Source organism: Pseudomonas sp. SDO5532_S415 (assembly GCF_054071155.1).
Genome location: NZ_JBSVWS010000130.1, coordinates 1 through 17468, shown reverse-complemented (window position 1 = coordinate 17468; position 17468 = coordinate 1). Strand labels below are relative to the sequence as shown.

Below are 17468 nucleotides of genomic sequence, written 5' to 3'. Positions count from 1 at the left end.
ATCGCCGATGGTAGTGTGGGGTTTCCCCATGTGAGAGTAGGTCATCGTCAAGATTGAATTCCGAAACCCCTGTCTGCTTGCGCAGACAGGGGTTTTGTCGTTCCAAGGCTCCCAAAAAGCTGCAGATGTAAAAAAGCCAGGTCCTGGATTCAGGGCCTGGCTTTTTTATGCGCGCGAGATGAGCAATCAGAACTGGTAGCTCACCGTGGCTGCATCGGTGAAAAATTCCGTCTGCAGCATGTTATCGACGATGAAGGCGTGAGGCCGCCGGGCGAGCTGCGGCACGAACGGCATGGTGCAGGACGGCCGATTTCGCCGCGAAATGGCGAGGGTTTTTACAGATGGAGCGGGCAGTCATCGTAGGTTTCCGTGTGTAGTCGCTGAGGCTGAGCTGAAGTGCTTACTGACTAAGCCGGACTTGCTCGGAAAACCCGCCAGAAAAAGTTGTCAGACCTGCCGTTCCAGTGTCACCCACCAGCGCGTGCGATAGCGCAGTTGCACCGGCAAGGTTTGCGGCAGGATGGCCAGCAGCTTGTCGGTGTCCTCCAGGCGGAAAACCCCCGACAATCGCAAGTCGGCAATGTCGGCCGCGCACGTCAGATAACCGTGGCGATAGCGTCCGACTTCCTTGAGGAAATCCCCCAGCCGCATGTTGCGGGTCACGATCAGTCCATCTGCCCAGGCACCGACATCCATATCCGGAGGCGGCACCAACTTCGCTTGATGGTGGTCGATCAGGTAACTGTGCCCGGCCTCCGCGCGAGCCGGCTGGTCATCGGCATCCAGAGGCGAATGGATCACCACTTGGCCATTGGTGACGCTGAGCCGGGTGCAGTCGGCGTCCTGACGCAGGATGAAGCGCGCGCCTAAGCCTTCGTACACGCCGTGGCGGCTTTGAATGCGTAAGGGGCGGTCGAATGCAGCGCCTTCATCGGCACCGCCACAGGTGATGATGATCTCGCCGCGGGTCAGTTTGATCAAGCGCTGTTGTGGTGTGTAATCCAGATCCACCGCACTGTCGGTATTGAGCTCCAGCCGAGTGCCATCCGGCAGCTGGAAGGCACGGCGCTCGCCGGTGGCGGTGGCGAAGTCGGCGCTCCATTGTTGCCAGCCGACGGCATCCTTGCCCAGCCACGCGACCGAGCCCATCAGTAATGCCCCTGAAAGCAGCTTCAATGCCTGGCGTCGCCCCAATTCCTGAGCGCTGTTTTCCAGGGTATTGAACGCTGCCTGTGCGCCTGGCACCCCTCGCAGGTTGCTGCTCAGTTCCGAGTGCAGCGACTGCACCCGCTGCCAGGCCAGCTCATGCTCATGGTGCGCAGCACGCCAGACGTCGCATTGCTGACGCAGCTTGGAATTGGAGGCGTTATTGCGCAGGCGCAGCAGCCAATGGATGGCTTGTTTGACCACTTGTTGTTGCGGCTCGCCATGTCGGTTCAGCGACAGGTTATCCACCGGCTTCACGCTTGAAACCGCAGCGTGTAGCAGTGGAAAAGCGCATCGGCCACATAACGCTCCACCGAGCGCAGGGACAACCCCATCCGATGGGCAATCTGTTTGTGCGTGAGGCCTTCGCACTGCGCCAACCGCGATGGCAGCTGTAAAGCGCCTGTACTGCGAACTCAGGTGAGGACATGAACGCGACTGCTCGGACGTCACAAATGATAATTGGTCGCATTGTTATCAAGGGGTGGGGAATTTGCAACTGCTGCTGCTCTTTACATCAGTTGCACCGCGTTATCGTTCTTCGCGAGCAAGCCCGCTCCCACATTCGATCTTCGTCGGACACAAATACTGCAGTCACTGAAGACCAAGTGTGGGAGCGGGCTTGCTCGCGAAAGCGGTGTACCTGCCACCGCTAAACGAAAGCCTTACACAAACAGCTTCAACACATTATTCATCGCATCATCGGCAAACCCCTGCACGAACTCCTTGAAGCCCGGCAAAGCTTCGGTGCCACCCTGCGCCGGTTCGGCGATGATGGTCCAGGTCGCCTCAGACTTGCCTGCACCCAGCGGTTTTACCTGCATCGCCGCCCACAAATGAGCCACGCCCAGCGTGTTGTAGATCGTGGTCCAGGTCATGCTCAGGGCCTGGTCGTCGCGGGAGTTAAGCTGCTCGACCACCAGATTGCCGTCCTTGAAGAACTTCTTGCGCAGGGATGACACGCCTTCACCGGTCATCTCAATGTGCGACAGCGCCGGAATGAATCGGTCGAAGCCGGCAAAGTTGCCGACCACCGCCCAGACCTGCTTGGCATCCGCCGGGACTTCCACAGAGGACACAACGTGGCAGCCTTGCGGGTTTTTGATCAGGGTATCGGGTTGCAGTGTGCTCATGGTTTTGCTCCGTTCTTGGTTGGGATGAATCAGATGAAATTGATTTCTTTGAGGTAGTCGCAGCCGCGACGCAGTAGCGCCGGGGATTTTTCCGGGTAGCGCGCGCCCATCTGCCGTACACCGGCCTGGGCGTTGTCATGGCCGATCATCGAGATGTCGCCGATGTCTTCCTCGAATCCGTTGAGGTAGAAACCCAGCACGCCGAACAACGCGTTGTCGCTGTCGACCCGCCCCAGTTGTTGTTGCCAGTCGGCGACGCTGACCAGGGAAAACTCCCGACCGGCTTCACGAAAGGACGCCACATAGCGATCCCAGCTCAGGGGCTCGGGGTTGTGCAGGTTGAACACCGCTTTTTCCGGCTGATAGCGGCTGGCATGGAAGGCGATGAAACGGGCGAGGAAATCCACCGGCATCAAGTCGAAGTTCAGCGCGAACTCCGGCACCTGGCCGAGCTGGATCGAACCCTTGAGCATCAGCATCAAACGGTTCTTGTGCGGTTGGCACACGCCCGTGAGGCTGTTGAAGCTGATGTTCCCGGGCCGGAAGAGATTGACCTGCACGCCACGCTCACGGGCGCGTTCGAGGATTCGCTCGCCCACCCACTTGGACAGGTTGTAGCCGTTCTTGATGTAGATCGGCGGGGTTTGCGCGGCGGGCAGTTCAAGCACCCGGCCATCGGCGGAAATCGTGCTGGAGGCCGAGAGTGTCGAGACGAAGTTGAAGATCTTTTTGCTGCGCCCTTCGCACAACCGCAGGCACTCGAAAATCGGTTCGACGTTGTCGCGCGCCAGCGACTCGTAATCGAGTACGTGATTGACGTTGGCCGCGTTGTGCACCAGAGCGCCGAATTCCCGATCAAGGCGTTCGTAGACCTCGGCGGCCAGCCCCAATTCCGGGCGCGTAATGTCCGCCGCGTAAACCCGCACCCGACTCAAATCCAGATGCTCCAGGCGGTTCTCACGCAGTGCCTGGGCGAAGCGCTCGGTCGCCGATTGCCCGTTGCCGTCGCGGACCAGGCAGGCGATTTCGCTGGCGCCCCACGCCAACAGCGCTTCGACGATGTGGACGCCGACAAAGCTGTTGGCGCCCGTGACGATCACCTTGTGCACATCACCCATGCGGCTGATTGGCAATGGCTGCACCTGAAGTTCGCGCGAGGCATCGGCCACGGCTTGTTCACTCAACACCTCATCACTGCCGGAGCCACGCACCAGTGTCGCCAGTTTGGTGATGGTGGGCAGTTCGATGAAGCGGTTGATCGAAATGCTGCGGCCGAATTCTTCGCGCAAGCGCAGCAGCATCTGTGACAGCAGAATCGAGTGCCCGCCCAGATTGAAAAAACTTTCGTCGGTGGAAATATCGTTGGCGGGCAACTCCAGCAGCTCGGCCCAGATCTCCAGCAGCAGGGCTTCATCGGCGTTGGCGGGCAGGCGTCGCAGAGTGTTTTCGCTGACGCTGACCGGCAATTCCAGCAGCGCCTTGCGATCGACCTTGCCGTTGCTGGCGTATGGCATGCTCGCCAGTTCGGTCCACGCTACGGGCTGCATGTAGTCGGGCAGCAATTGCCTGGCGTGGGCTTTGAGCGCTTCGCGAGCGGCACCGGGCCGGGGTTCGCGAGGCTGGGCGAGGAAGGCCAGTATCCGACGCTGGCTATCGATCACCACCGCCACCTGCCGATACAACTGGCTGTCGCGCAGGCAGCGTTCGATCTCTTCCGGCTCGACCCGAAAGCCGCGAATCTTCACCTGATTGTCGCGCCGCCCGCACAGCTCGATACCGGAAGCGGTCCACTTCGCCATGTCGCCGGTGCGATAGGCGCGCAGGCACTGGCCATCGGGCAGGGTCAGGTTCAGGTAGCGTTCGGCGGTTTGTTGCGGGTTGTTCAGGTAACCCAGGCACACGCCCGGACCGACGATGTGCAGCTCGCCGACGGTCTGCTCGACCACCGGTTGCAAATCCTCATCGAGAATCAGCACCTGACTGTTGGCGATCGGGTCGCCCAGGGTCCGATTGTGATCGCCGGACTGCAGTCGTCGCGCGGTAATCAGCACCGTGGCTTCGGTGGGGCCATAAAGGTTGTAGAGCTTGCCCTGACGGGTCAGTTGCTCGATGACCCAAGGCTCGCAGACATCGCCGCCGGTCATGATGTGATCGAGATTGATCAGTTGCTCCAGCGGCAGAATGCTCAACAGTGCTGGCGGTAGAAAGGCGTGGCTCAGGCGTTGATGACGAATCAGCTCCACCAGTTGCAGCGGATCGCGTCGCTGATCGTCGCTGGGTACGATCAACTCGGCGCCTTGCAGCAAGGTCGGGAAAATATCGATCAGCGACGAGTCGAAACTCAACGAGGAAAATTGCAGCACGCGACTCTGTTCGGTCAGTTGCACATAGTCGGCGTACCACGCCGTGAAGTGGGCGAGGTTGGCCTGGTTGAGCAGCACGCCTTTGGGATGGCCGGTGGTGCCCGAGGTGTAGAGCGCCATGCATGGCGCGTCGAGATCGGCGCGGTGGTGCATCAGGGGGAGATCGAGATTCACCTCATCGCAGTCGATGACGGTGATATCCAGGCCTGGCATTTCTGCCGCGAGTGGATGCTCCCCGTCGTGCAGCAGTAACACCGCGCCGGCGTTCGACAGGATGTACTGCTGACGTTGCAACGGATGGTTCGGTTCCAGCGGCAGGTACACCGCACCGCTGCCCAGAATCGCCAGAATCCCCGCGTACAAAGCAGTGCATTTTGGCAGGCAGATGCCCACCACCCACGACCCCTCATGTTGATCGAGCAGGGGCTGCAAACGCTGCTGAACAGCGCGGCTCAGGGCATGCAATTGGCGATAGTCGAGTGTGCTGCCTGCCACGCTCAACGCCGGTCGTTTGGCACACTCAATGAAACGCTGTTCCAGTCGCTCGATCATTGGCACCCGGGCCAGTTCCAGCAGCCGGGGTTCTGCGGTTGTATTGCGCTGATGGACGAACGCCAGGCAATCGAGAAACAGCAGGTTTTCGACCTTTTCGAAGTGAACGGGGGCCACTGGTTCGGCGAGCAGAAAATACTCGGCATCCCGGGAGTAGCGACTGACCAGCAGGGCCATCTGGTCCACCATTTCTGCCACCGCGCGCAGACGCAGTGCCTGACCGTTGCCTGACAGTTCCTCGGCGATTGGCACGCGAGCGTGCAGCGTCGAATTGTGCAGGCACAGCAAGTCCAATGACGGTAGGCCGCAAGCGCCCGGCAGCCCGATACCCAGTTGCAGGGTCAGTCGCGTCGCATCACCGAGCCTCTCGACCGGCAAGCTGGCATCATCGATCACAAGATCCGAGTGACTCGGCACTTGATCATCGAGCGCCGTTACCCGCGTCAGTGCATGACCGTGTTGCTCCAGTTCCAGCCCAAGATCGGTCAGGGCCTGGCTTTGTCCAATGAGCAGAATGTCGAGACGTCTCATGATGTGCTCCTCGTCAGATCAGGTAGTCGCTCAAGGCGCTTTGCACGCACGGAGAATCGAGCAGCGAGCTGCTGCGGAAGAACCGCACGATGTTGGCCACCAGGGGGTGATGGCGGTTGATCGGAAAGGCCAGCCCCGACACTTCGCTCTTGAGGACTTGGCGCGTCGCATCGCTGATCTGCAAGGCGTCGATCAGGTGGAAGTCGAAGGACTTCTGGATGTCGTTCGTCAGGTAATGGCCGATGAACACCGGCAGGATTTGCGCGATGCACTGGCGGTCGTCTTCGCTCGCGGTGTGCCAGTAAATGCGCACCATCCGCGACCAGAAACCGGAATGCCGGCCTTCGTCGAGCAAGTGGTCGGCCATCAACCCTTTGATCGAATGCTTGACCGTGTCGTCCTTGGCGAACGCCGCGACATCGCCGGTCACGGTGTTCTCGGCGATGGCCACGCAGATCAATTCCACGGCGCTGCGCAGATGCGCTGGTGCGAGGTCCACGGCCGCCGGGATTGCACGGCTCAGCTCGATTTCGTCGGGTAGATCGATGGGCGTAATGCCGGTCATGGCCACGGTCTGCTGCATGAAATCCATGGCCACCAGCGCGTGGTAATCCTCATCCACTACCACGGTCATGGCGTCGTAGCGACAGGCAAACGGGAAGGTCACGGCGAACCGATTCTTGGCGATGCTGCGGGCGGTCTTGTCGACGATCTCGGTTTCGAAAATCACCACGTCGTTGATGAATTTGTACAGCGTCTGCACCAGGGCAAAGTCGCGCAGTTGCGGGCATTCGCGCAGAAAGGTTTCGCTGAGCACCAACGGTTGGCGGCTCAGGGGATAGATCAGTTTGTCGTCGTTTTCCAGCACGCGACGCGGGCGGGTGCGGATGGTGGCGCGGCTCTCCCAGGCGTCGGCGAACGACTGATAGTCGGCGGCGTTCATGCGTTCACCTCCGCCAAAGGTTCGCTCATGCTCAGTCGCAGGCCATCCCACAGGGCGATGCGACTTTCCACGGCGGCGATAGCGCTGGCATAAACGTCTTCTTGGCGTTGCGGGTTGCCATCGACCAGCCGTGCGAGCAGTTGTTCAGCGGCAGGGCCATGGTCTTCGGAGTCGACCTCGATGTGTCGCTCGAGGTAGTAGCGAAAGGTCGGGGCCTGTTCGATGCCGATGCCCCAGTCATCGAGGATGCGCTGGAACATCTGTGGGATCACGCTTTCGCGTCCATGCAGAAATGCCGCCGCGACACTGTGGCTCGGGGCGTGCAGCGCGGTGTGCAGCGTATGGCGTACGAATCGCGCTGCCGCCGGCTCGACATCGACACTTTGCAGCGCCACGTCGTAGCTTACGCCCTCCTGTTGCAGCGCCACGAAGCGCTCTACGGCGTCGGTGCTGGCGCCGACTTCACGCATGGCATCCAGGTACAACTCGAAATGACTGTAGTGACCCTGGCCCGGGCGGTCATCGGACTCTTCACCCAGCACAATCTCATTGATCAGCCGCGCCGCCTGCGGATCGCGCGGGGGCAACCAGGGAAGGCGCGTACAGGTCAGTTCCTGCTGCAGGCGCTTGGTCAGCGACATGAAGTCCCAGACGGCAAAGACATGGGTTTCCATGAAACGTTGCAATACCGACAGTGAGCTGATTTCGGAGAAGATCGGATGCACACTCAGTTCGGATTTTTTTTGTTCGAGATGTTCTTTAGTTGATTTCATAAGCGAGCCTTTCAATAGTTGAATGTCAGTGGCGATCAATTACTTGATTGCTGTTTGAAGTTTCTGCTGGCGAGCGGATGCCTCAAACGAATTGATCTGTATAAGTTGCTCTCAGAGCAGTGTTGATGCGCTGTTCGGCCAGAGTTTATGGGCGGCGTGAAAAAGCTAGTACACAAACAAAGTGTTGAGCAAGTTATTTTATTAATATTTGTATGTTCAACTTTTTTGAGGGTGACAAGTTTCAATAAGACTTTTGGTTTAAGTTTTATTTGGATGTAGCTGCTCCTTCCGTCTTATATAAGTCAGAATTTTTTATAAAGAGTGAATGCCTCACTCGAAGCAACTTTCTAACTGAATCCGTCGAGGTGATCTGAGGGGGTGGAAGTTGGCGGGGGCTGCGCCGATTCTTCCGTTCCCGTGACAAGGCTCCTTCCGTAGGTTCTTGGTGCGGGGACTGCGCCACTGTAGCGGTGCGTCACCCGTTCATGGTTGTCGCACCCCAAGAGTGAGCGTAATTCAAGGCAGCCGCTATCACCCAGAACCGGGAATCGGGCAGGGTTATAGGGAAGGGGATTTTGTAGTGGATTATTCGCGGGCACTGTACCTGTGGCGAGGGAGCTTGCTCCCGCTGGAGGGCGAAGCACTCCCCACAATGTTCGGCAATGACCGAGATTTCAGGGCCGCTGCGCAGCCCGGCGGGAGCAAGCTCCCTCGCCACAGGATGATGGGTTAGTTCGAGGTGCTTCTACTCTTGGCCTCGGGGCTATTGAGGTAGCGTGTAATGACCTCGACCCCCCGATTGAGGTGATTTTCCAGCAGCTTCACCGAGCCTTCGACATCGTGGTTTTCGGCGGCCCGCAACAGTGCCCGGTGATCTTCCTGGGATAATTTGCCCAAGCCCATGGCTTCGAGGTTGAAGCGCAGGAAGCGCTCCTCTTCGTTCAACCCCTCTTCGACCAGTTTCAGCAATCGCTTATTGGGTGCCTTGCAGTAGAGCGACATATGGAAGAGACGATTGAGCCGGCCGATTTCGGTGTAATCGTGTTGCGTTTCCAGCTCGTCGATATATCGGGCGGACTGTTCGAGATCCGCGGTATCCAGCAGCGGGATCGACAGCCTCAGTGCCTCGGACTCCAGGAGGATCCGCAAGGCGTAGGTTTCCGTGGCATCGCCCTGAACCAGCGGCGCAACCACCGCACCTTTGTGGGCGACCACGTTGAGCAGCGCCTGGGCTTCGAGCTGGCGCAAGGCTTCGCGCACCGGCATGCGGCTGACACCGAACAGGTCGGCCAGGTCTTGCTGACGCAATGCAATGCCGGTAGGCAAGCGGCCATCGAGAATGGCCGAGCGCAGGGTTTGTTCGATCACCGAGCGTGCCAAGTGAGCGGGAATCGGCCCGTTGACCTTGATACTGCTGAGAGGGTTGGGCTTTTGTGTCACTACAACGCACCCTGATTGACTGATTTGTTTTTGGATCCAATTGACACTAGTAACTGCCTGACGGCTTGTCAAACGCGCAACAGAGCGTTCTTCCTCCAGTTTAGCGCGCTGTGGGTGATCGCACCGTGCCATTGTTTTTTAACGGGCTAACCTACACCATCAATCGACTTCCTCCTGCCTACCCTGGATGCCTTGCATTGGCGGTACGTTTCCCGATTCCCCCGATATTGCGCTGGCTGTGCGGCGCTTGGCTGCTGTCCGGCGTGATGCTGGGCGGTGTGCTGGCCGATTGGGATTTTTCCCTGATCAGCAGTCGGGCGCAGGCATTGTACGGACCTTTGGGCGAAGGTCAGCAGCGTATTGATGATTGGCAACAGTTGTTGGCCACGCAGAAGCAGGTCAGCGAGCTGGAACAGCTCAACCTGGTCAACCGATTCTTCAACCAGCGGATGCGCTACGTCGAAGACATCGACCTCTGGCACCAGGTCGATTATTGGGAAACGCCGATCGAAGCCCTGTGGAAAGGTGCCGGCGATTGCGAAGACTACGCTATCGCCAAGTACTTCAGCCTGCGCCATCTAGGTGTTGCCAGCGACAAGTTGCGCATCACCTACGTAAAGGCATTGAGCCTGAGTCGCGCGCACATGGTGTTGACCTACTACGCAAGCCCCGACGCCATGCCGCTGGTGCTCGACAGTTTGATCGATACGATCCAGCCGGCCAGTCAGCGTACGGATTTGCTGCCGGTCTACGCTTTCAATGCAGAAGGGTTGTGGTTACCCGGTGCCAAGGGCAACCAGAAGGTCGGTGACACCAAACGCCTGTCCCGTTGGCAGGATGTGTTGAAGAAAATGCAGGCCGAAGGATTTCCGGTCGAGACGACTCATTAGGAGCACGCCCACAGATGTCTTTGTTCAAACAACTGTTGATCGCTATCTGTCTGTTCCTGGTCGTCGCCTTCACCGGCAGCTTCATGGTCAGCCTCGAAAGCTCGCGCAGCCAGTACGTCAACCAGTTGCGCTCCCACGCCCAGGACGCCGCGACGGCGCTGGCGCTGTCCCTGACGCCGAACATCGACGACACGGCGATGACCGAGTTGCTGGTCAGCTCGATCTTCGACAGCGGTTACTACGCGAGCATCCGGGTGGTCGATCTGTCCAACGATAAAACGCTGGTCGAGCGCAGTGGTATCCCGGCCGATACCCAGGTGCCGGACTGGTTCGTCCGACTGATCGGCCTGGAACCGGCCGGTGGCGATGCGATTGTCAGCCGCGGTTGGGAGCAGGCGGCGCGCGTCGAGGTGGTCAGTCACCCGATGTTCGCCCTGGCCAAATTGTGGCAAAGCGCGCTGGGCAGTCTGCTGTGGCTGCTGATCTGTGGTGTGATCAGCGCGGTGTTGGGGGCGTTGTTGCTGCGTCGACAATTGAAGCCGCTCGACTACATGGTCCAGCAGTCTCACGCCATCGCCCGCCGCGAGTTCCTCAGTCTGCCGCAGCTGCCACGCACGCCTGAATTGCGGCGCGTGGTGCAGGCCATGAATCAGATGGTCGAGAAGCTCAAGGCATTGTTTCAGGAACAGGCCGAGCGCAGTGAAAAACTGCGGTCCGAATCCTATCAGGACAACCTGACCGGGTTGGCCAACCGCCGTTATTTCGAGATGCAATTGAACGCGCGGGTGAGCAACCCGGAGCAGGCCAGCTCCGGTTATTTGTTGTTGCTGCGGGTTCAGGATCTGGCGGGGCTCAACCAGCGCCTGGGTGGGCAACGCACGGACGAATTGTTGCAGGCGGTCGGCGAGCAGCTATCGCGTGAATGCGCCCGCTATCCGGCAACGCAAAACCTCGTCACGCGGATTCGAGGCGGCGAATTTGCCGTGCTGGCGCCGGGCCTGATGCGCGAAGAAGCGCTGCAACTGGCGCAGCACCTCGATACGGCCCTGGCGAGCCTGCATGCGACCGGGGCCACCGACGTGGCTTCGGTCGCTGCGATCGGGCTGGCACCGTTTGTTCATGGCGATGCGCCGCAAGCGGTGCTCGCGCTGGCTGATCAGGCGTTGGCACAAGCCGAAGGCCAGAGCGATTCAAATTGGGTGTGCCTGGATCACCGCGCCCTGTCCGGCGTCGGCGATGACCATCACGCCTGGCACAACCTGCTGGATCAGGCACTCAATCAACGGCGATTCAAACTGTATTTCCAACCGGTGGTGGCCTGCCAGGACACACAACTGGTGCTGCACCACAAAGTGCTTTCACGCTTGATTGATGACCAGGGCCAGAGCATTCCAGCGGGGCGCTTCCTGCCGTGGTTGCAGCGGTTCGGCTGGACCGCGCGGCTGGACCGCCTGATGCTGGAGTTGGTGCTGGAGCAGATGGCCGATCACGACGCCTCGCTGGCGTTGAACCTGTCTTCGGCCACCTTGGAAAACCCGCAAGCATGGGATGCACTCCTCGAACTGCTGCGTTCTCATTCCAATCTGGGGCCACGGCTGACGCTGGAAATCGGTGAAGAACAGTTGCCGGAGCAGGCCATGCTGGAAGACCTGATGCGGCGTTTGCGCGCACTCGGGTTCTCGCTGAGCCTGCAACATTTTGGCGGGCGTTTCAGCATGATCGGCAATCTGGCGCGTCTCGGGTTGGCGTACCTCAAGATCGATGGCAGCTACATCCGTGCGATCGATCAGGAGAGCGACAAGCGTCTGTTCATCGAAGCCATCCAGCGCGCCGCCCATAGCATCGACTTGCCCTTGATTGCCGAACAGGTCGAGACCGAGGGGGAGTTGGCGGTGATTCGGGAGATGGGGGTCTATGGGGTTCAGGGGCGGTTGGTGGGGGAGCCCAGGCCTTGGCAGTAGGTAGTATTTAGTTGTTCATGCTGCCGTCGTCGCGAGCAGGCTCGCTCCCACAATGAGTCTGCCTTGTGCACAAATCCTGCGACCACCACCGATCAACTGTGGGAGCGAGCCTGCTCGCGAAGGCGCCAGTACCGACGCTGAAGAGCCCGAGGCCTAGATAACCCCTTCCTCATCATCATCAACCAAATGACTCAACCCGCCCAATGCCTCCCGGGCCTGGGTCCGGTCCATCAGTTTGGCCCGCGCGGGCGCCGGCAGGTCGGTGACGAGGATCACGCCTTTGCTGATCAGCACCTCGATCAAGTCGTCGAGTACCCGAATCATTTCCAGGTCGCTCTGGCGCAGTTGCTTGAGTTGTTTAATCTGCTTGAGTTGATTGAGGCTGGTGGCCATGACCTCGTTGGCGAACCAGGCCTGGAGGTCAGGGTGGTCCGCCGGCAGCGTTTCCGTGGATTCGGCGTAGGCTTCGGCTTCGACGCGCATCAGTTGTCCTTCTGCATTGCGTTGCACGTAGAACATGGAGCATCCCTCAGAAGTGAACCGCGTCATGTTGTCAGCAGCATAGGCGAAATACGCCATATGGTTATTCGCTAACGGTATTTAAAATCCTCTTCTTATATCTATAAAGTCACACACCTGCGTACCTGCCGACCAATCGGCGCGCCGCACGACACGAACCAACACGGGACCTCCGTGAGTTTCTGATCGACGCGCGCGCCCTTGAGCGTGCCGTGCGTGGGAGTGATTTATGTCCGCAGCTTCAGCATCGCCAGTCATCGCGCCACAACGCTTTGAAATCCGCCCGTTCAGTGGCGCGGTGGGCGCCGAAATCATCGGCCTCGATTTGTCCCGCCCGATTAATGATCAGGACTTTGCACGCATTCACCGCGCGCACCTGGATCATCACGTGGTGGTGTTCCGCGACCAGCGCATCACCCCCCAACAACAGATCGATTTCAGCCGCCGTTTCGGCGTGTTGCAGATCCATGTGCTCAAGCAGTTCCTGCTGACGGGGCATCCGGAAATCCTCATCGTTTCCAACATTGTCGAGAATGGCCAGAACATCGGTCTGGGCGATGCCGGCAAATTCTGGCACTCCGATCTCTCCTACAAGGAACTGCCGAGCCTGGGTTCGATGCTGCATGCCCAGGAGCTGCCGTCCGAGGGTGGCGACACCCTGTTCGCCGACATGCACAAGGCCTGGGACAGCCTGCCTGAAGCGTTGCGCAAAGCGGTTGAAGGTCGCTCGGCGGCGCACTCCTACACGGCGCGTTACAGCGAGACCAGATTCGAAGGCAACTGGCGCCCGACCCTGACCCCGGAACAGCTCGCCCAAGTGGCTGAAGTCGTACACCCGGTCGTGCGGACGCACCCGGAAAACGGCCGCAAGGCGTTGTTCGTCAGCGAGGGCTTCACCACCCGCATCGTTGGCCTGCCGGAGGACGAAAGCCAGCAACTGCTGGCCGAGCTCTACGCCCACAGCGTGTTGCCGCAAAACATCTACCGCCATCAGTGGCAGCCCCATGACCTGGTGTTCTGGGACAACCGTTCGCTGATCCACCTTGCCGCCGGCTGCCCGAGCTACCTGCGCCGCAAGCTGTATCGCACCACCATCCAGGGCGACGCGCCTTTCTGATTTGTCGGAGATTTGATCATGTCCAAACGTCTTCCTTTTGCACCACTGGCCGCGGCCATCGGCCTGGGTTTCAGCCTGATCGCCGGCAGCCTGGTGGCGCCGACCGTGGCTCACGCCGAAGGTGAAATCCGCATCGCCGAACAGTTCGGTATCGTCTATCTGCTGCTCAACGTCGTGCGCGATCAAAACCTGATCGAGAAGTACGGCAAGCAGGAAGGCATCGACATCAAGGTCGACTGGACTCAGCTCTCCGGCGGGGCGGCGGTCAACGATGCATTGCTCTCCGGTTCCATCGACATTGCCGGTGCCGGTGTCGGTCCGCTGCTGACCATCTGGGACCGCACCCATGGCAAGCAGAACGTCAAGGCTGTGGCGTCCCTGGGTAATTTCCCGTACTACCTGGTGAGCAATAATCCCAAGGTCAAAACCATCGCCGATTTTTCCGAGAAGGACCGCATCGCAGTTCCGGCGGTGGGGGTGTCAGTGCAGTCGCGCTTCCTGCAGTACGCGGCCGCCAAGCAATGGGGGGACAAGGAATTCAATCGCCTCGACAAGTACACCATCGCCGTTCCGCACCCGGATGCCACTGCGGCACTGATCGCTGGCGGCACCGAGCTGAGCGGACATTTTTCCAACCCGCCGTTCCAGGATCAGGCGCTGGAGAACCCGAACGTGCACGTGGTGTTGAACACCTATGACCTGCTCGGCCCGAACTCGCCGACGGTGCTGTTCGCCACCGAGAAATTCCGCAACGAAAACCCGAAAACCTACAAGGCCTTCATCGACGCCCTGACCGAAGCCGCGCAATTCGCGCAGAACGATAAAGGGGCGGCGGCGGATACTTACATCCGCGTCACCAAAGCCAAAATCGACCGCGCTGCGTTGCTGAAAATCATCGACAACCCGCAGTTCGAATTCAGTGTCACACCGAAAAATACCTACCCGCTGGCCGAGTTCCTCTACCGCGTCGGCGCGATCAAAAACAAACCGGATTCGTGGAAGGATTACTTCTTCCAGGACGCCAAACCGCTGCAAGGGAGCTGACCCACATGAACGCCCCTTTGCAAGGCCACACGGTCAGCAAACCGACCACGGCAACCCAAGCGTTGCTGTCGGTCGATAATGTCAGCCTGGAATACCGCACGCCCCAGCGCGTGGTGCGTGCGACCCATCAAGTCAGTTTCGAGATCGATCCGGCGGACCGCTTTGTCCTGCTCGGTCCGTCCGGTTGCGGCAAGTCGACCTTGCTCAAGGCCGCCGCCGGATTCATCCAGCCGGTGGAGGGCGAGATCCGTCTGCAAGGTCAGCGCGTCGATGCGCCGGGGCCGGACCGGATCGTGGTGTTCCAGGAGTTCGATCAGCTGCCGCCATGGAAGACGGTCAAACAGAACGTGATGTTTCCGCTGCTGGCCTCCAAAACCCTCAAGCGTAAAGAGGCCGAGGAGCGGGCGCTGCACTACCTCGACAAGGTCGGTCTTGCAGCGTTTGCCGATGCCTATCCACATACCCTGTCAGGTGGCATGAAGGCGCGAGTCGCCATCGCCAGGGCGCTGGCCATGCAGCCGAAAATCCTCCTGATGGACGAACCCTTCGCTGCGCTCGATGCGCTGACCCGACGCAAGATGCAGGAAGAACTGCTGCTGCTTTGGGAAGAAGTGCGCTTCACGCTGTTGTTTGTCACGCACTCCATCGAAGAGGCGCTGGTGGTGGGCAACCGCATCCTGTTGCTGTCGCCGCATCCGGGGCGGGTGAGGGCGGAAGTCCACAGCCATCAATACGATTTGCATAGCCTGGGCGGTGTGGCGTTTCAGGAATCGGCGCGGCGTATCCACAGGCTGTTGTTTGACGAAGGGCAGTCGCCGGAAACCGAGCGCGAACTGGATTTCGCCGACATCCGCATCGCTTATTGAGCCAGTTGAAAGGAGGGCCCGATGAGCCATTTATCATCCCCGCGTGAAGAATTCGAAACCGTATTGCAGCCACTGACCAGCGTGCCGCTGGAGCGCGAACTGCCCCTTGGCCAACGTCTGTGGCAACAGGGCTGGATTCGCAAAAGCCTGATCCTGATTCTGCTCGCTGTGCTGTGGGAGGCGGTCGCCCGTTATCAGAACAACGACCTGCTGCTGCCGAGCTTCGTGCAAACCTCGCATGCACTGTATGACGGCCTGCTCAGCGGCGAATTGCTGGGCAAGGTGTGGATTTCCCTGGTGGTGCTGCTCAAGGGATATCTGATCGGCATTGTCCTGGCGTTTGCCCTGACCACACTGGCAGTGTCGACCCAGTTCGGTCGCGACCTGCTGAGCACCCTGACCTCGATGTTCAACCCGCTCCCGGCCATTGCGCTGCTGCCGCTGGCACTGTTGTGGTTTGGCCTGGGGCAGAACAGCCTGATTTTCGTGCTGGTGCACTCGGTGCTCTGGGCCTTGGCCCTTAACACCTACGCAGGCTTTCTCGGCGTCTCGGAAACCCTGCGCATGGCCGGGCGCAACTACGGCCTCAAGGGCATGCGCTTCGTGCTGTTCATCCTGATCCCCGCAGCACTGCCCTCGATCCTCGCCGGCCTGAAAATCGGCTGGGCGTTTGCCTGGCGTACGTTGATTGCGGCTGAACTGGTGTTTGGTGCGACCAGCGGGAAGGGTGGGTTGGGGTGGTACATCTTTCAGAATCGCAATGAGCTGTACACCGACAAGGTGTTTGCCGGGTTGGCGGTGGTGATTTTGATTGGGTTGTTGGTGGAGAACCTGGTGTTTGATTCACTGGAGCGGGTGACGGTGAAGCGGTGGGGGATGCAGCGGTGAGCTGATGAGCGATAATTCCAGTGGGCCTCATCACGGGTCAGCCCCGTGATGGGTGATTACGAGGTAGTGCGCTAGCCAGGTTGGGTGACGAGCTCAAAAGGACAAAAAATTATCTGGTCCCTATTTTTTTGGAATGGAATCCCATTCTGTTTTCGATATCGGCTTGCCGGACTTTGGATGATAGTAAGTTTTTTTCCATGTCGAGGAGGATGGCACGTTGTAGCTACTTCCATTGTTGCCGGTGTACCCGCCAACACGGCTGAATGTCCCTTCGGATCTTTGAAAGCCATTCCCGGAATCTCCGCTCGAGTATCCTCCCGACCCGCTCGAAGTCGGATTTCCCGAACCTTGAGTTGATGATGCTTGCCCCATGTTTGAATGCAAGCCAGCGCTTGGCTTCGGTGGTGGTAGGACTTGCTTTCTCGTGTTGACCACGGCTGTTTTGATGTCTAGTGGTGATGGTGCATTTCCGGTGAGGGGAAGGAGTTTTTTACCGGCGATAATTTTTAAAGTATCCATAAGTTGGTTAGGAGCATTTGGAGAATCGGCGATCATACGGTGGACATTTCCAGACATTGTGCCTGCAAGTTTTTGAACATTACTTGAGACAACGTTCAGTGTTTTAGATGTGCTACTCACAAGGTTCGTTATCAGCTCCTTTATCCCAGCCCCAAACCAACGGCCGGTAGGGTCTGACCTCAGGACGGGCTCACCCCCGCAGTACATATACGCATTCAAACCACCTCGCCCAAAAGGACTCCAACTGTCCGGGCTATGAAACCGCATCAATCGCGGGTTGTAGGTGCGGTAGCCGTTGCCCAACAAGTACCATTCGATTTCCGCCTCGCACAGTTCACCGTTGAGCCCTAACCGCGTTATTACCTCATGCTGTGCCGATTTTTGGCCATAGGGCGAATACGCAATCTGATTGAGGCTCCCCGCGTCGAGTTCTGCAATTACTGAGTTTTTCAGATCAGGCGCCAGCAGCACGGTTCGCTGCCGAGTCGGATTTTGTTGATTAATGGGTTTGGGCTGAGCCATACAAGAAAACTCCGCTGGAGGGCCGAAGCGAATGTGTGACTCAAGTTTTTACTCGCCTTGGCCAAGGTTGAAAACTAGCAGAACTGATAGTGGTTCGAGCGAGTTAGATGGGGATCTATGCGGATGGCGATGGTGACGATGCGGGCGCTTTCGCGAGCAGGCTCGCTCCCACAGGGGGTTGGTCCACTGAAGATCCAATGT

At 59.1% G+C, this 17468-nt stretch carries 14 protein-coding genes and 1 pseudogene; 6 read left to right on the top strand and 9 right to left on the bottom strand.

The window, feature by feature from the left end; genetic code table 11:
* Nucleotides 1–447: 447 nt before the first annotated feature.
* The 7 genes and pseudogenes from ACW9HW_RS22570 to ACW9HW_RS22540 form a co-directional block, all read right to left on the bottom strand.
* On the bottom strand, nucleotides 448–1464 hold the full coding sequence (locus ACW9HW_RS22570; RefSeq protein WP_095192467.1) for a FecR domain-containing protein: 1017 nt from the start codon (nucleotides 1462–1464) through the stop codon (nucleotides 448–450).
* Nucleotides 1461–1586: pseudogene (locus ACW9HW_RS22565) on the bottom strand (sigma factor-like helix-turn-helix DNA-binding protein); the annotation flags it as partial. The gene ACW9HW_RS22570 and the pseudogene ACW9HW_RS22565, both read right to left, overlap by 4 nt.
* Nucleotides 1587–1871: 285 nt before the next feature.
* Nucleotides 1872–2339, bottom strand: a complete 468-nt coding sequence (locus ACW9HW_RS22560; RefSeq protein ID WP_095192466.1) for an SRPBCC family protein — start codon at nucleotides 2337–2339, stop codon at nucleotides 1872–1874.
* 29 nt (nucleotides 2340–2368) lie between these two features.
* Complete coding sequence (locus tag ACW9HW_RS22555; RefSeq protein WP_457401805.1) at nucleotides 2369–5785, bottom strand: amino acid adenylation domain-containing protein; 3417 nt, start codon at nucleotides 5783–5785, stop codon at nucleotides 2369–2371.
* A 13-nt stretch (nucleotides 5786–5798) separates the two neighbouring features.
* Nucleotides 5799–6728, bottom strand: coding sequence for a diiron oxygenase (locus ACW9HW_RS22550; RefSeq protein WP_457401804.1), 930 nt, complete (start codon nucleotides 6726–6728; stop codon nucleotides 5799–5801).
* A complete protein-coding gene (locus ACW9HW_RS22545; RefSeq protein WP_457401803.1) occupies nucleotides 6725–7501 on the bottom strand; it encodes a DUF3050 domain-containing protein in 777 nt (258 codons plus the stop codon). Before ACW9HW_RS22545 ends, ACW9HW_RS22550 begins: the two co-directional genes overlap by 4 nt.
* Before the next feature lie 729 nt (nucleotides 7502–8230).
* On the bottom strand, nucleotides 8231–8941 hold the full coding sequence (locus ACW9HW_RS22540; RefSeq protein WP_457401802.1) for a GntR family transcriptional regulator: 711 nt from the start codon (nucleotides 8939–8941) through the stop codon (nucleotides 8231–8233).
* Nucleotides 8942–9138: 197 nt separating this feature from the next.
* Here ACW9HW_RS22540 and lapG point away from each other — a divergent pair, with 197 nt between their 5' ends.
* Together lapG and lapD are read left to right on the top strand one after the other, a co-directional pair.
* Complete coding sequence (lapG, locus tag ACW9HW_RS22535; RefSeq protein ID WP_095192461.1) at nucleotides 9139–9831, top strand: cysteine protease LapG; 693 nt, start codon at nucleotides 9139–9141, stop codon at nucleotides 9829–9831.
* A gap of 14 nt (nucleotides 9832–9845) precedes the next feature.
* The gene (lapD, locus tag ACW9HW_RS22530; protein WP_457401801.1) at nucleotides 9846–11792 is read left to right on the top strand and encodes a cyclic di-GMP receptor LapD; all 1947 of its coding nucleotides are present in this window, start codon (nucleotides 9846–9848) and stop codon (nucleotides 11790–11792) included.
* Nucleotides 11793–11945: 153 nt separating this feature from the next.
* Here the strand turns inward: lapD and ACW9HW_RS22525 are convergent, their stop codons facing one another.
* Nucleotides 11946–12311: a tryptophan synthase subunit beta gene (locus ACW9HW_RS22525; protein WP_207260265.1), complete on the bottom strand. Its 366-nt coding sequence runs from the start codon at nucleotides 12309–12311 to the stop codon at nucleotides 11946–11948.
* Between the two features lie 229 nt (nucleotides 12312–12540).
* Between ACW9HW_RS22525 and ACW9HW_RS22520 the strand changes: the two genes are divergently transcribed.
* The 4 genes from ACW9HW_RS22520 to ACW9HW_RS22505 are packed head-to-tail and all read left to right on the top strand — an operon-like array spanning nucleotide 12541 to nucleotide 16226.
* Nucleotides 12541–13428: a TauD/TfdA dioxygenase family protein gene (locus ACW9HW_RS22520; protein WP_457401800.1), complete on the top strand. Its 888-nt coding sequence runs from the start codon at nucleotides 12541–12543 to the stop codon at nucleotides 13426–13428.
* Nucleotides 13429–13446: 18 nt separating this feature from the next.
* Entirely contained in the window at nucleotides 13447–14472 is a 1026-nt protein-coding gene (locus ACW9HW_RS22515) for an ABC transporter substrate-binding protein (RefSeq protein ID WP_095192457.1), read from the top strand.
* Nucleotides 14473–14477: 5 nt separating this feature from the next.
* On the top strand, nucleotides 14478–15338 hold the full coding sequence (locus ACW9HW_RS22510; protein ID WP_095192456.1) for an ABC transporter ATP-binding protein: 861 nt from the start codon (nucleotides 14478–14480) through the stop codon (nucleotides 15336–15338).
* A gap of 21 nt (nucleotides 15339–15359) precedes the next feature.
* The gene (locus ACW9HW_RS22505) at nucleotides 15360–16226 is read left to right on the top strand and encodes an ABC transporter permease (RefSeq protein WP_457401799.1); all 867 of its coding nucleotides are present in this window, start codon (nucleotides 15360–15362) and stop codon (nucleotides 16224–16226) included.
* A 120-nt stretch (nucleotides 16227–16346) separates the two neighbouring features.
* Here ACW9HW_RS22505 and ACW9HW_RS22500 read toward each other — a convergent pair whose 3' ends face one another.
* Nucleotides 16347–17267, bottom strand: coding sequence for an RHS repeat-associated core domain-containing protein (locus ACW9HW_RS22500; RefSeq protein ID WP_457401797.1), 921 nt, complete (start codon nucleotides 17265–17267; stop codon nucleotides 16347–16349).
* Between the last annotated feature and the right edge of the window lie 201 nt (nucleotides 17268–17468).

What these genes read in the sequence shown, in the direction of transcription:
- ACW9HW_RS22515 (WP_095192457.1), top strand. Translation starts at nt 13,447, where the DNA reads ATGTCCAAACGTCTTCCTTTTGCACCACTGGCCGCGGCCATCGGCCTG.
- ACW9HW_RS22520 (WP_457401800.1), top strand. Translation starts at nt 12,541, where the DNA reads ATGTCCGCAGCTTCAGCATCGCCAGTCATCGCGCCACAACGCTTTGAA.
- ACW9HW_RS22500 (WP_457401797.1), bottom strand. Translation starts at nt 17,267, where the DNA reads ATGGCTCAGCCCAAACCCATTAATCAACAAAATCCGACTCGGCAGCGA.
- ACW9HW_RS22550 (WP_457401804.1), bottom strand. Translation starts at nt 6,728, where the DNA reads ATGAACGCCGCCGACTATCAGTCGTTCGCCGACGCCTGGGAGAGCCGC.
- ACW9HW_RS22525 (WP_207260265.1), bottom strand. Translation starts at nt 12,311, where the DNA reads ATGTTCTACGTGCAACGCAATGCAGAAGGACAACTGATGCGCGTCGAA.
- ACW9HW_RS22545 (WP_457401803.1), bottom strand. Translation starts at nt 7,501, where the DNA reads ATGAAATCAACTAAAGAACATCTCGAACAAAAAAAATCCGAACTGAGT.
- lapD (WP_457401801.1), top strand. Translation starts at nt 9,846, where the DNA reads ATGTCTTTGTTCAAACAACTGTTGATCGCTATCTGTCTGTTCCTGGTC.
- ACW9HW_RS22560 (WP_095192466.1), bottom strand. Translation starts at nt 2,339, where the DNA reads ATGAGCACACTGCAACCCGATACCCTGATCAAAAACCCGCAAGGCTGC.
- ACW9HW_RS22555 (WP_457401805.1), bottom strand. Translation starts at nt 5,785, where the DNA reads ATGAGACGTCTCGACATTCTGCTCATTGGACAAAGCCAGGCCCTGACC.
- ACW9HW_RS22505 (WP_457401799.1), top strand. Translation starts at nt 15,360, where the DNA reads ATGAGCCATTTATCATCCCCGCGTGAAGAATTCGAAACCGTATTGCAG.
- ACW9HW_RS22510 (WP_095192456.1), top strand. Translation starts at nt 14,478, where the DNA reads ATGAACGCCCCTTTGCAAGGCCACACGGTCAGCAAACCGACCACGGCA.